The 13,507-nt window shown below is 42.2% G+C and carries 12 protein-coding genes and 1 tRNA gene; 3 read left to right on the forward strand and 10 right to left on the reverse strand.

Features of this window, described 5'->3' with window-relative positions; genetic code table 11:
* Window positions 1-12: 12 nt before the first annotated feature.
* Window positions 13-3,282: a protein O-mannosyl-transferase family gene (locus ACFSTG_RS07140; RefSeq protein WP_380750257.1), complete on the reverse strand. Its 3,270-nt coding sequence runs from the start codon at window positions 3,280-3,282 to the stop codon at window positions 13-15.
* Window positions 3,283-3,567: 285 nt separating this feature from the next.
* Between ACFSTG_RS07140 and ACFSTG_RS07145 the strand changes: the two genes are divergently transcribed.
* Window positions 3,568-3,640 (forward strand) — tRNA-Gln (locus ACFSTG_RS07145).
* A gap of 349 nt (window positions 3,641-3,989) precedes the next feature.
* Here ACFSTG_RS07145 and ACFSTG_RS07150 read toward each other — a convergent pair.
* On the reverse strand, window positions 3,990-4,319 hold the full coding sequence (locus ACFSTG_RS07150) for a hypothetical protein (protein WP_380750259.1): 330 nt from the start codon (window positions 4,317-4,319) through the stop codon (window positions 3,990-3,992).
* Window positions 4,320-4,633: 314 nt separating this feature from the next.
* Between ACFSTG_RS07150 and ACFSTG_RS07155 the strand changes: the two genes are divergently transcribed.
* Window positions 4,634-6,154, forward strand: coding sequence for a hypothetical protein (locus ACFSTG_RS07155; protein ID WP_380750261.1), 1,521 nt, complete (start codon window positions 4,634-4,636; stop codon window positions 6,152-6,154).
* A gap of 121 nt (window positions 6,155-6,275) precedes the next feature.
* Window positions 6,276-7,640, forward strand: a complete 1,365-nt coding sequence (hemN, locus tag ACFSTG_RS07160; protein ID WP_380750264.1) for an oxygen-independent coproporphyrinogen III oxidase — start codon at window positions 6,276-6,278, stop codon at window positions 7,638-7,640.
* A 76-nt stretch (window positions 7,641-7,716) separates the two neighbouring features.
* Here the strand turns inward: hemN and ACFSTG_RS07165 are convergent, their stop codons facing one another.
* The 8 genes from ACFSTG_RS07165 to ACFSTG_RS07200 form a co-directional block, all read right to left on the reverse strand.
* Complete coding sequence (locus ACFSTG_RS07165) at window positions 7,717-8,100, reverse strand: group III truncated hemoglobin (RefSeq protein WP_380750267.1); 384 nt, start codon at window positions 8,098-8,100, stop codon at window positions 7,717-7,719.
* A 10-nt stretch (window positions 8,101-8,110) separates the two neighbouring features.
* On the reverse strand, window positions 8,111-8,401 hold the full coding sequence (locus ACFSTG_RS07170) for a hypothetical protein (RefSeq protein ID WP_380750270.1): 291 nt from the start codon (window positions 8,399-8,401) through the stop codon (window positions 8,111-8,113).
* A 124-nt stretch (window positions 8,402-8,525) separates the two neighbouring features.
* Window positions 8,526-9,122 carry a Crp/Fnr family transcriptional regulator gene (locus ACFSTG_RS07175; protein WP_380750273.1) on the reverse strand — a complete coding sequence of 199 codons (597 nt, stop codon included), beginning with the start codon at window positions 9,120-9,122 and terminating at the stop codon, window positions 8,526-8,528.
* Window positions 9,123-9,129: 7 nt separating this feature from the next.
* Window positions 9,130-9,429, reverse strand: coding sequence for a thioredoxin (trxA, locus tag ACFSTG_RS07180; protein ID WP_380750276.1), 300 nt, complete (start codon window positions 9,427-9,429; stop codon window positions 9,130-9,132).
* A gap of 66 nt (window positions 9,430-9,495) precedes the next feature.
* Window positions 9,496-10,128: a YceI family protein gene (locus ACFSTG_RS07185; RefSeq protein WP_380750279.1), complete on the reverse strand. Its 633-nt coding sequence runs from the start codon at window positions 10,126-10,128 to the stop codon at window positions 9,496-9,498.
* A gap of 101 nt (window positions 10,129-10,229) precedes the next feature.
* Window positions 10,230-11,504 (reverse strand): acetyl-CoA hydrolase/transferase family protein, encoded by a 1,275-nt coding sequence (locus ACFSTG_RS07190; protein WP_380750282.1) that lies wholly within the window; start codon window positions 11,502-11,504, stop codon window positions 10,230-10,232.
* 13 nt (window positions 11,505-11,517) lie between these two features.
* Window positions 11,518-12,093 carry a YceI family protein gene (locus ACFSTG_RS07195; protein ID WP_380750285.1) on the reverse strand — a complete coding sequence of 192 codons (576 nt, stop codon included), beginning with the start codon at window positions 12,091-12,093 and terminating at the stop codon, window positions 11,518-11,520.
* A gap of 71 nt (window positions 12,094-12,164) precedes the next feature.
* Window positions 12,165-13,469 (reverse strand): hypothetical protein, encoded by a 1,305-nt coding sequence (locus ACFSTG_RS07200; RefSeq protein WP_380750288.1) that lies wholly within the window; start codon window positions 13,467-13,469, stop codon window positions 12,165-12,167.
* Window positions 13,470-13,507: the final 38 nt, after the last annotated feature.

Consider the following 13,507-nt stretch of genomic DNA (forward strand, 5'->3'; position numbering starts at 1 on the left):
AGATCGTGGGTTTTAATTCAGGGTATCTACCACCTCTTCCGGTACCATTTCTTCCTGAAGATCTGGCGCCAGATCTTCAGGAGCTTCAGAGCTTCCGTAGAAATGTTTGAACAGCATGAGGTAATTGTTGAATTCTGAAGCTTTTTCTTTGGCAAGCTCCTGGTCATCATTAATGATCAACAGGTCAACCAGGCTTCGGTATCGTTCAATATCGGTCACGATCTCACTGCCGCGGTTGTATTGCCGGTCAAGGTCAAGGGTGCTGTAGTAGGTGAGGTTCTCCTGGTACTTTTCTGCCACATCCTCCCAAAGATCTCGTGCTTTTTGTTTTTCGCCTACTTCATAGTAACCTGAGATGAAAGGCTCCAAAAGGGTATAGTATTCAAACAGGTCAACCGGCATTTTCTCCATGGCAAGATCCAGGACATCTTCAGCCTTTTCCAACTTACCTTCCTGTATCAACACTTCTACCAGGCGGGCGAGATTGCTTCGGTAGGTGATCGCATTCTTTCGGGTCTCGGGATCATGATATACAGAAGGGTCTCCTGATTTGCCCCAGTACCATCCCATCACTATATCATACATTTTATCTGAATCTATCCTTCCCATATCAAAAGGATTGTTCCTGTTGACGGGTGTTCTGATAGGTACAAGTTTGTAGGTCACCCCATCCAGCTGCAGATAATCCTTCATCCACAGGTAATCATCATCACCAAAACTACCACCGGTAAAATAGATGGGCCTTTCCCACTCATTGTTCGCTATGATGTCGAGCATCAAAAGACGGTTCTTGTATAGAATGTCTCCCGTAAGTTCAATATCTATATGATCAACGATCTCATCGGCATTTTCGGGTTTCACTATTCCATTTTCAAGTACATTTTCCTTGTTTACAGGAATCCTGATATTTTTAGTAGGGAAAGTGCTTACGAACTGGCCACTCATGAGTTCCGCCTTGGTACGCGGGTCACTGCTGGCTATCCAGTTCACCCAGTTTTTGATCATCATGGTGTCCTTCGTTATAGGCTGATACCAAACGGCATCATTTGTACCATAACTATATTGTGAATGTACCAGTTGCCCCGGGATAGGATCGCTTTCCCAGGCCTTGTGTTTCATTTGATCGATATACCAGTCTGTAGCAAAAAGGCTGGTGTTGACCACCCTTACATCTGTCCGGTATTTTTCGATCTGTTGGGCATACCAAAGCGCAAAAGTGTCATTATCACCTATGGTGAATAAAATGGCATTTTCATCTACACTATCCAGGTACATCTTAGCCATTGCAAGTGCAGTATACCTGCCCGAACGGTCATGGTCATCCCAGTTCTCTGAGGCCAATAGTACCGGAACAGCCAGGAGCGAGATGATCACAACCAGGGGAGCTGCAATTTTGGGTTTAAGATAATCTTTGAGCATATCAAAAAGTGCGTACACCCCGAATCCTATCCAGATGGCGAATACATAAAATGATCCCACCAGGGCATAATCTCTTTCCCTTGGTTCAAAAGGTCTTTCATTAAGGTAGATCTTCAGGGCGATCCCGGTAAAAAGGAAGAACACCAGTAAAACCCAAAAATTCTTCTTGTCTTTGGTGAACTGGAACACCAGCCCGAGAAGCCCCAATATCAACGGAAGGAAGTAATAGGTGTTTCTGGCCCTGTTGTTCTTCACATCAGAGGGAAGCTGGTCCTGGGAGCCCAGCCTTGCTTCATCAATGAATTCAATCCCGCTAAGCCAGTTTCCATGCTGGTCTGTATATTTACCCTGCACGTCATCCTGGCGGCCCACAAAGTTCCACATAAAATATCGCCAGTACATATACCCCATCTGGTATTCAAAGAGATAGTTGATATTGGAGGCAAAAGAGGGTTTTTCAACTTCAATATATTCCCTGAATTGCCTCAGGAAGGTATCATATTGCTGATTGTCTATTTCTCCCCTGTTATACTGTTGTTTAAACTCATTTACGGCGGCTATAAGCTGGTCCTCCCCCTGGTATTCTGGTTTTATGGTAAAATCAAGAGGCCCGGTAAAATCGAGGTAGTTGGCGGCATGTTCAGTGCTCCACATGCGGGGAAGAACGGCCTTGTGATTGTCATCTGTATTTTGTTTGGCATTCTCGTAGTCATTGACGATCACATACTTACCCTTTTTCTCATCTTTCTCATATTTAGGTTTATCGTCTATGTAAGGATTATTCGCGTCGAGTCCGCTGTAGATCTCTGTGAACTGTGGTCCATAGAAAAGGTGGGTTTCAGGATATTGTTCCCGGTTGTAGTAAGCCAGCAATTCCCGGGCGTTATTGGGATTGTTCTCATTGATCACCGTATTGGCATTGGCCCGTATGGGCAACATCATCCAACTGGAGAAACCAATAAAGATGAACAGGATGCATAACAGTAAGGTGTTGAGCTGGTAGTAATGTTTTTTGCGGGTATATTTTATTCCGAAGTAAAAAAGGGCGATAAGGGCAACAGTCGCAAAGATGGTTCCCGAGTTAAAAGGCAGACCCAGGGAATTCACGAAGAATACTTCTGTAGCCGAAAACAACTTAAGTGAATACGGAAGCAGCATTTTAAAAATGAACATTAGCACAGCCACCACTACCAGGTTGGCCAGGATAAAGTTCTTTATGGTGATCTTTGAAAAGTTCTTGAAATAATACAGGAATCCTATGGCCGGAATGGTAAGCAGTCCCATGAAATGAACTCCAAAGGATAATCCTATGATAAATGAAATAAGGATCACCCAACGGTTCCCGCGCGGGGCGAACATGTCCCGTTCCCATAACAACCCAAGGTAAAACAATACAGCCATTAGGAAGGTTGCCATTGCGTAAACCTCGGCTTCTCCCGCGTTGAACCAAAAACTATCGGTAAACGCGAAAGCCAGGGAGCCGACTAAGGCACTTCCAAGAATGGCCATTTTTTTGCCTGCCGTAATTTCCTGCGGCTTACCTGCAATTTTAGAGACGAGTATGACAATTGACCAGAACATGAACAGGATGGTAAATGCGCTGGCAAAAACAGACATGAGGTTGATCATCAAGGCTATTTGCGAGGCTTCACTCGCAAAAATGGAGAAAAAAGCACCCAGCATCTGGTAAAGAGGAGCCCCGGGGGGATGCCCCACTTCGAGGTTTGAGGATGTTGAAATATATTCCCCGGCATCCCAGAAACTTACTGTAGGTTCAACAGTTAGCCAGTAAGTGGTAAGGGAAATAAGAAAAACTAACCAGCCCAGAATTTTGTTCCACCTGGTAAAGTTAAGATCTGTCATATGAATTGAAATTGAGAACTGTGGCGAATTTAAGAATAATTATAGAACCTATGCCACAACGTATTTTAAAACCGAATATTTTGAAGGATAGGATAGTTCCCTGCGGAAAGTGCATAATTAGGATCAATTTTTTTACTTATTCCGGATGCTTTATTTCTGAAAGTCAATAGATTAAAAGCATCAAATTCTGAAGCCGGAAGAAACATGAGTGAATTATCAAATAAATGGGAAAAAATATTTGTACAAGCGAAACTTTGTTTTAAATTTGCATCCGCATTACAGCAATGGCCTATGGTGTAACTGGCAACACGTCTGGTTTTGGTCCAGAAGAGTCTAGGTTCGAGCCCTAGTAGGCCAACAAAGTTAATGTGAAAACCGAATTGTGAAAACAGTTCGGTTTTTTTGTTTTATAGAGGAAACGGCGAGAATCCCGAGGTTTCGGGACCGGGCAGCCGACGAAGGAGGTGTGACGACCGGGCGTAGGAGAAGGGGAGTTTTGGTCCTTTCCTGGCGCATAGTCGAAGGGAGGCCAGTAGAAATGATAAAAGCTCCGAACGAGTTCGGGGCATTAATCAGTGAGAGAGAGGCAGTGGGAGAAAAAGGAGGATCTTATTAATTCAGATCTTTAATTCCTTGATCCCGTAAATAGAAAAAGCCCCGGGAATGCCGGAGCTTTTAGGTTTTGATCTAACCACAGACTATACTTCTTAAGCAACCTGAGACAGGCTGTAGTAGTTTAGTGAACTTCTATAGAAATTGAGACTTCTTTTGTCATTCTTAATGCATGAACTCAAAAATCTCTCAAGATCAATACATTCAAAGCTAACAGTGGTATATTCTTTTTCTGTCACCGGGATCTCTGCGGTTACTACTTGTTTTTCATAGTCAATCTCCACATTCCTTGCCTGAAAATACATTTTTATAATGCCTTTATGCAGGGAACTGTAGGTGGCTGAAGTACCGGGAAAATCTGAACAGCTGGTACGAATAAAATTTTTGAATTCCTGAAGGATCTGGGAGGGTTGAAGTGTAGTCATGAGGTTATATTTAGGTGGTTAATTATTTTTGTTTACAGGGCCTAAATTAAGATAAAGGGGTGTTAAAATAGTTTTAAGGAAATGTTGATTAGCATAGAATTAACAATGACCAAAGGGCTTTATGAAAAAATTCTGAAAAAATAGATTTGCGAAGGAAAATTCTGATATTTTTTTTAACAAATATTACCGTGCATCCCGGGTAACCCGGTTCATATTTTCTCCCAAGAAAAAAACGAAAGACTTGTTAAATCCTATAGGAGCTTTGAAATTTCAGAGTAAAACCATGTATCTTAAAAAGGTAAAAACCATTTATCTTGAAAAAAAACAAAAAGATTCCCTTATTAATATTGGCGGTTCTTGCCGTACTTGCTTTCCTGGCATTTCTCCTGAGTTATTACGTTTCTCAAGAGATAAGAAACCAGCTGGAGAATAATGCCGGCAATTCTTTTTCTTATGAAAATCTGGATGTTGACCTTCTGCGGAAGAGAATCGATCTTACCGGTTTTGAATTCAACCGAAACGGCACTTCAATTTCATCTGCTGAAATAAAATTGAAAGGGTTCAATTATTTTCAATATCTCGTTAATGATAAGATCATCATAAACGAACTAATTATTTTTAAGCCGGTTTACAGGATCAACAAGGCTTCCCAAAAGGACGAAAATGATAATTCGGGCAGAGAGGATTTTAACAGGAGCATCAGGATCAATAAAACGGAAGTGAAAAACGGGACCTTCGCTGTAAGGGAAAATGATTCAGCACAAAACATCGTTTTTATACGCGTACCCCATCTTTCAATAAAACGTACAGAATTAGATTCTGCTTCCGTCAGGGAAATGATTCCCTTCAGGTACAGTTCCTATTCCGCAGTTAGCGATTCCATCAGACTGCATATAAACACCGAACAATATCTTACAGTAGAGCACCTGGAGGTGCAGTCCGGAAAAACTTCCGTAGAAAATTTTAAGATCCTTCCCTACTACGGTAAATCGGAATTTGATCAACGCATTCCATATGAAAAAGACAGGATCGCGTTGGGAGTGGAAAAAATCCACCTTGAGGATCTCTTTCTCACATTTCAAAATGACACTCTCTTACTAAAAAGTCCGTTCATAAAAGTAACAGGTGGAAATCTGGAAATATACCGGAACAAGCTGCTTCCTGATGATGAACGGGTAAAAAGCCTGTACAGTAAAAAGTTAAGGGAATCGCCGGTGAAACTGGACTTCCCATTGATCGAAATTATCCGCACCACCATTGTCTATGAGGAAAAGACAGCAGAAGACAGGCCGCCGGGTACCGTAGAATTTGGAAAGATTGAGGGAGAGATCACCAACCTCACCAACCTTGACCTGCAACGGGAAGATTTCCCGGCTACAGTGATCTCGGCTAAAGCTCTTTATATGAACGCTTCGCCGGTATCCATGGATTGGCAGTTCAGGGTGCCTAATGTCATTGATAAATTCAGTTTTTCAGGCAGGTTTGAAGAAGTAGGCAGCCGGGAAATAAACTCTTTTCTTAAGCCTTCCATGAATATGGAGGCAGAGGGAGGCCTCAAAAAAGTCTATTTCACCTTCTCTGGTAACAGTAACACGGCCACGGGCGATGTGCAGGTTGATTATGATCAATTTAAACTTAATGTGCTGCGGAGTGACGGCAGCCAGAAAAATAAACTGCTCTCGGCAATCGTTAATCTGTTCGTGGAAAACGAAGGCATTTCCAAAGAAGCCACTTTTAACGATGTGGAATTTTCAAGAGATAAGACCAAGTCTTTCTGGAATTTTATGTGGAAGGGAGTAAAAAAAGGGGTGATAGAAGAATTAGGTCAGTTATAACTTTTCTTTCCGCGGAAGCAGGTAAAATCGGGCTTTTTCATAATTCAGACAAAATTGACCTGATTAAAATCATATTAAAGAAGAGTCTATTTGGATATTTTTGCAATCTAAATTATTAGGAATGAGCAATTTTTTAATCAACAAATACAATGTGGCGGGGCCGAGATATACCAGTTACCCCACTGTGCCGTATTGGGACGAGGGGAATTTTTCTATTGAGGAGTATAAAAAAAGCCTGAAAAGATCCTTTGCAGAGAGCAATAAGAGCGAAGGGATAAGTTTATATTTTCATTTACCTTTTTGTGAGAGCCTTTGTACGTTTTGCGGGTGCAATAAACGCATCACCAAACGCCATGAGGTGGAGTCACCATATATTGCTGCAGTCCTTGAAGAATGGGACATGTACCTGGAGCTTCTGGACGAAAAACCGGTGATTAGGGAGATACATTTAGGAGGAGGGACGCCTACCTTCTTTTCGCCCGAAAATCTAAAGATCCTTATCAACGGGATCTTTGAAAAAGCTGAAAGAGCAGAGGAATTCGATTTCAGTTTTGAAGGACATCCGAATAATACCAAAAAGGACCACCTGCAGGCCTTGTATGATCTTGGTTTTAACCGGGTGAGTTATGGCGTGCAGGATTATAATATGGTGGTACAACAGGCTATTCACCGTTTTCAGCCCTTCAAGAACGTGAAGAACGCGACAGACCAGGCCAGGGAAATAGGATATGATTCGGTAGGGCATGACCTTATCTTCGGATTGCCGTTCCAGACCGTAGAGCATATAAAAACCACCATTGAAAAGACCAAAGAACTGATGCCCGATCGTATCGCTTTCTACAGCTACGCGCATGTGCCATGGATAAAAGGGAACGGCCAGCGCGGATTTAAAGAGGAGGATCTTCCTACCGCCGATGTGAAGCGGGAAATGTACGAGACCGGGAAAAGGATGCTTTCCGAGGCAGGTTATGTGGAAATTGGAATGGACCACTTTGCCCTGAGATCTGATACGCTCTACAAAGCTGTGGAAAACAAGAAACTTCACAGAAATTTTATGGGATATACCTCGTCCAAAACCAAAGTTATGATAGGGTTAGGGGTTTCAGCGATTAGTGACAGCTGGAGTGGCTTTGCGCAAAACGTAAAGACTATCGAAGAATATTATGAGATCCTTGAAAAAGGGGAACTGCCTCTTTATCGTGGCCATATTTTAACTGAAGAGGATGAAAAAATGCGACAGCACATCCTTAATCTTATGTGTAATCTGGAAACTTCCTGGAGTGAGGAGAATATGTATTTCCCCGAACTTCCCGATGTCCTGATAAGACTGAAGGAAATGGAGGCTGACGGACTCGTGACCATTGAGAAGGATAGGCTGATCATTAAAGAAGAAGGCCGTCCATTTGTTCGGAATGTGTGTATGGCATTTGACCTGTTGTTGCAGCGCAGTAAACCTGAAACCCAGCTTTTCTCTATGACCATATAGGCTTCAGGGGTGATAATTAAAAAGGCTCCAAAATCTGGTTTTGGAGCCTTTCTTATTATTTGAACCAGAAGTTATCCTAATGTCTGCTCTGGTACATATTCATAAATATATTTCCTGCCATATTTCGGGCCCTGTTCTTGGCAATATTCGCTCTTTCACCTTCAAACAACTCATCTATGGTTTGAAACCACATATTGAGCCACTCCCCAAAATGTTTTTGTTCAATACTATGGTTGAATTGAGAGTCGACCTCTTTATGGGCACGCATGGGATTTCCCCTGAATTTGCTTACCATAAAAAGATTGGTTTCCCAAAAGTCTGTAAGCTTCTCCAAATGAGAAGGCCAGTCATCGATAACCTCGTTAAAAAAATGGCCTATTTCGGGGTTCTTTCTTACCCGGGCATAAAAAGAAGAAACAAGGAGGTAAACATCCTCCCTGTTCTTTATATCTGATTTCATTATAGTCTTTTTAGTATCTCATTGCCACGTTGATGAGCAACAGGATTGAACTTACCAGCAAACTTACAATTAATGTATTGAATACGAATTTAGGTTTCATTTGCGCCAGTACCGTTGCATTATAGGTTAATGCCACTGCTACTACCAGGAACAACTGGAACATTTGCGTAAGGTCATGTCCATTCATTAAAATGACCATGGCCGCCGCAGATCCCAGGCAGCTTGATAAAATTATGGCTACTGCCGAATATCCCACATAAAGTTCCTCAAAGTCTTTGTAAAGTGCATTGTAGATTCTCATAACTTGCTCGTTTTTTGTTATGGTACAAAACTAAGAGGAAGCCGGGGCAGAGAATATGATTTGGATCATAAATGAGGACATTTATGTCCTCATTAAGTTTCACAAGTAATTGATCCACGGGTGTTTAACGATAAACTTTACGCTTTTTTATCTGGAGTTCCCCTTTTTTCTCCAGAGATTTGGTGGCGCGAATGACGGTTTCCACCCTAAGCCCGGTGAGATCGGCAAGTTGCTGCCGGGTAAGGTCTACTCTAAAGGAGAATTGACCTTCTTTCTTATGGACGTATTTTTTAAGGTAATCCAGGATCCTGAGAATACGGTGTTCGGGTTCCTGACTGGAGATCTCAGAAACCATAATAGCTTTGTAAAATAGTCTTTTTGCCAGGGTTTCAGTGATCTTGAGGTGAACCTTTGGATTGGAGGAGAGTAGCTCGAGGAATTGCTCCTTAGGTACCTGTAAAACTTCAGCGTCGGAAATGGCTTCGGCATTTGCAGGGTATTTAACATTAGCGAACAATGGAGGTTCTCCAAAGCTCTGTCCAATAGAGAAGATCCCCTGAATGAATTCCTTACCGTCTTCGTTATAGTTGTTCATCTTGACCTCGCCAGAGATGATCTGGTAAAAGTTCAAGGCACTTTCACCTTCCCGAAACAACTGATCGCCCTTTGAATAAGATACTTTTCTGGCACCATAGTCCAGCAGCAGGTTCTCGTCTATCATAGGGAACCTACTGGTGAGACCTTATCAATTTAACAAGATCTGATTTGGGTACAACGCCCGACTGTCGCCAGAGTTGATTGCCGTTTTTGAACAACACCAGGGTGGGAACCCCACGTACCTGGTATTTTGCTGCCAGTTCCTGGTTCTTGTCCACATCGATCTTTACGATCTTCACGGCGTCTCCAAGTTCTGCTTTGGCATCTTTTAAAATAGGAGCAAGGGTCTTACAGGGACCACACCAGTCTGCAAAGAAATCTACAAGAACCGGTTTACTATCATTTATGATCTCGCTAAAATTACTTTTCATTGCTAAATTTTTTTTAGGTTACTCCAAACGCTAATTTAAAGATGATTTCGGTATTTAATGCTTAGATCACGGAAAGAAGGAAAAATTTCCTTTCATATTCCTGTTTTCCAATGCGGTAGTTTCCTTTCTATACTTAATTATCAGGTTGAACCTTATCTCAATGACATCCTGTACCTGGATGAGGCCCAACATCTTTTTTATCGGCTTCAAATCAAAATCCCGGACATTCAGCCTAAAACGCCCCCTGAAGTGGCTAATTTCCTCCCCAAGTAACTCAACCGGGACCGTGTAGGTATTTTTTTCCCCTGCTATAGCAATCTCCACTGTGATACTGGCAAGGGAATCAGTCTTTAAAACGGCTTTTTTAAGAGTCAGGCTAATTTTTGGATATTTCCGGGTCTTTAACATACGGTGAAGATCCCTGTTCCGTCCTTTCTTTTTGCAGTCAAAACCTCTGTTCCTTAATATCAGGTTTGCATCCTTGAACCGGTACTGTGAATCTTCTGTTTCAAAAGAAATCATTTCCTCTACCTCCAATTCCTCTATATCAAAAAGGCAGGTAAAGGTCATAATTTTTGCATCGCCAAAAATGCTGATGCTGCTTCCGGGCAGGACTTCAATTTTGCTGATCTTTACTTCCTGTGCAAAACCCAGAGCCGCAGATAACAAAAGGAAGAAGCAAAACATTATTTTTTTCATCTTTAAGAAAGTTTCATCAATTAAAGACCTGACTTTCCTAAAGTTATAAAATTAATAGTTAGCCCTGGTTCCTAAAGCTTTTTAAAGATGATTTTGTTTTGTTACCGGGATTTGTTCAGTCTTAAAAATGCTTCTTTTTCCAGCTGCTCCCTGTGATCAGGGTGTGCAATAGAGATCAGGGCCTTGGCCCTTTGTTTTAAATTCTTCGCATAAAGGTTGACCACCCCATATTCCGTAGCGATATAATGCACATGGGCCCGGGTAGTGGTAACTCCGGCTCCCGGCTTCAGGTAGGGAACGATTTTCGAAATTCCTTTGTTGGTTACAGAGGGCAAAGCGATAATCGCTTTTCCACCTTCAGAAAGTGAGGCTCCTCTAATAAAATCCATTTGGCCGCCTACTCCGGAATACTGGTAATTCCCAATAGTATCTGCACATACCTGGCCTGTAAGGTCAATTTCTATCGCACTATTGATGGCCGTTACTTTTGGGTTTTGCCGAATAATGGCAGTATCATTGGTATAACCGGCTTCCTTAAAATGCACTTGTGGGTTATCGTCCACGAAATCATACAATTTCTGGGAACCAAGGGCGAAGGTAGTTACGATCTTTCCGGTTTTTATCTCTTTTTCCTCCCCGGTGATTATCCCTTTTTCAACCAGAGGCAAGATCCCGTCAGAGAACATTTCGGTATGTATTCCCAACCTTTTATGGTTCATCAAATTTGAAAGGACCACATTCGGTATCCCGCCAATTCCCATTTGCAGGGTGGCACCGTCCTCGATAAGTCCGGCCACGTGTTTCCCTATTTGTTTCTCAATTTCAGAAGGTTCCTCCATGCCGTGGGAATGAATGGGAAGGTCCACTTCTGTAGCCGCATGTATCTTGCTAATGTGAATGATCCCGTCTCCATGAGTACGGGGCACCTGCGGATTAATCTGGGCGATCACTTTTTTAGCTGTTTGTACGGCAGGTAAGGTAATGTCTACGGAAACTCCCAAAGAACAGAATCCATGTTTATCTGGAGGGGAAACCTGGATGAAAGCAACATCCAGAGGTAAAATATTCCGTCTGAAGAGAAGATGGATCTCACTCAGGAAAATAGGAATATAGGCACCATAACTGGAATTAATAGCATCCCTTACATTACTTGAAGCAAAACAACTGTTGGTAAGGAAAGCCTCCCGGAAGGGATCTGTAGTGTAGCGTGCAGGTCCTTCGGTATGGATCTGGAACAGTTCGACATTCTTTAATTCATTATATCTTTCAGTAAGGGCTTCAATTAATATTTTCGGGGTCATGGCGGCACCCTGGAAAAATACCCGGTCGCCAGATTGTACATGTGATACTGCTTCTGCAGCTGATACGATCTTCATTACTATTGGTAGATTAATTTTTAACCTTAAGGTTAAATTTTATTTCGATCTCGTCTTTCACCTGGATCATCCCGAATAATTTCTTTGGAGGCTCCAATCCGTAGTCATTGATGTTAAGCTCCAGCGTACCTGAGAATTGAGCGATCTCGTCATTTTTTATCTGCACCGGTACGTCATAGACCTTTTGCCGGCCTGCAATGGTTATGCAAACATTGGCTATACCACTTGTTTGAGAATCGATCTTCACTCTGTTCACCTCCAAAAGGATCTCGGGGTGCCGGTCTGATTTCACCAGGGAATTGAAATCTTTGTTGATCGCTTTGTTGCCACAATCAAAGCCCTTGGTGTCCAGTTTCAGAATAGCTCCGGTAAAATTGATCTGGGATTTGTTCTGGGAATAAAATATCTTTTGTGCCTCGCTGGTATAAGAGGCATTGAACTCACATTCAAAAGTATTGATGTTGGTATCTCCCGTAATACTTAATTCGCTTGCCGGGATTACCTGGATCTGGGTGGGCTGATAACTGCCTTGTGCAAAAGAAAATGCACCCGTCAACAGTATCATAAGCATAGGCATTAACTTTTTCATAATTGTAAATTTAAGTAAAAAGAAATGGGGGAACAAGGTTCCCCCATTTCGGGCTATGTTCAAACGAAACCTTAGAAGCTTATTGCCGCCTCAAGCGTAATTCCGTTGAATTGTCCTCCTGCGTGGATGTCACCAGTAGGGTAGTCGCTGTACTCCTGATTAACATACTCCAATTTGGCTAAAATATTTTTGGTCATGAACCAACCAGCACCAACCTGGAATCTGTCCACAGAGATCTCATTAGAATCTGTAAGGTCTCCTGTAACGGTACTGTAACGTCCTCCAAGGTAGAAATCTTCTTCAGCGCCAAATCTGTAGATAAGCTCCCCGGCATAGTGGTTGTATGTCTTGGTATCAGTATCGTCTTTATCCTGACCTGAGATAGTTTCAATGATTCCGAAGAACTCAAGTCCACCATATTTGATGAATGGGTTGATCATGATAGAGGTCATCTCATTTTTGAAAGAAGTTCCGATACGACCTCCTCTAAAGGTATCCCCTTTTCCGTCAACATCAGTCATTACGTTGTAGTAACGAGTACCTGCACGGTCTGCTGTGTAAAGGTAGTTACCACGAGCATAGTTGTGACCGCTGTAGAAAAGAGATCCTGTTAATCTGAACCTTAAGTCTTCGTTGAACTGGTTGTCATAACCAACTTTCGCAAGGAAAGAAGGGTCAGTTTCTCCATCACCGGCTGTAGACTGGTTTAATTTACCGTTTGTGAATCCAAGCATACCCAACCATGGTCCATTGAAAAGATACACCTCTGCACCAACTTCTGTGGTAAAACTGTCCATCAGGTAGTTTCCTACGAATGGGTTGTGAAGCGCATGAGCGTTGTCTGTTCTTCTGAAGTGAGCATCACCATAGTTGTTTTCCATGTGACCAATCTTGATTCTCATGTGGTCCATAAGGCCGGCAGCGAATCCTTCACTGATGAAGTCAAGCTTGTCGATCTGGATGTATCCACCTTTTACATAAGCTTCGGTATGGTGTTGAGAAGAAAGATAAGTTCTTAAGTGCATTCTCACACCGTCATAAAGTAAAACATCGAGGTCAAGGTTGGCAGTAGCCAGGTTGAAGTTTCCTTCAAGTTCTGGAAGAGAGTTTAGATCATTTTCATGTTCTAAAGACTGGAACTGGATAGTAGATGCCCCTCCAACTCTTACCTGAACACCGTCAAAGTAAGTCTCAGTGTCTTTTGGTGCTTCGAAATCATTGATTCCGCGTTGGTCAGGATCTCTGAAGTTAGGAAGATCCCGGTCCCAAATGGTTTTATTTTGTTCCTGGTCTTCTGCTTCCACTTCTTGTGCCTGAACCTGGAAACCCATCGCCATTAAGAGGGCGATTCCTGAATATTTAATTAAATTTTTCATTTCTGTAAATTAAAGAGTTGATAGTTAAATTGTTAATC

The organism is Salinimicrobium flavum (assembly GCF_042684505.1).
Taxonomy (GTDB): Bacteria; Bacteroidota; Bacteroidia; order Flavobacteriales; family Flavobacteriaceae; genus Salinimicrobium; species Salinimicrobium flavum.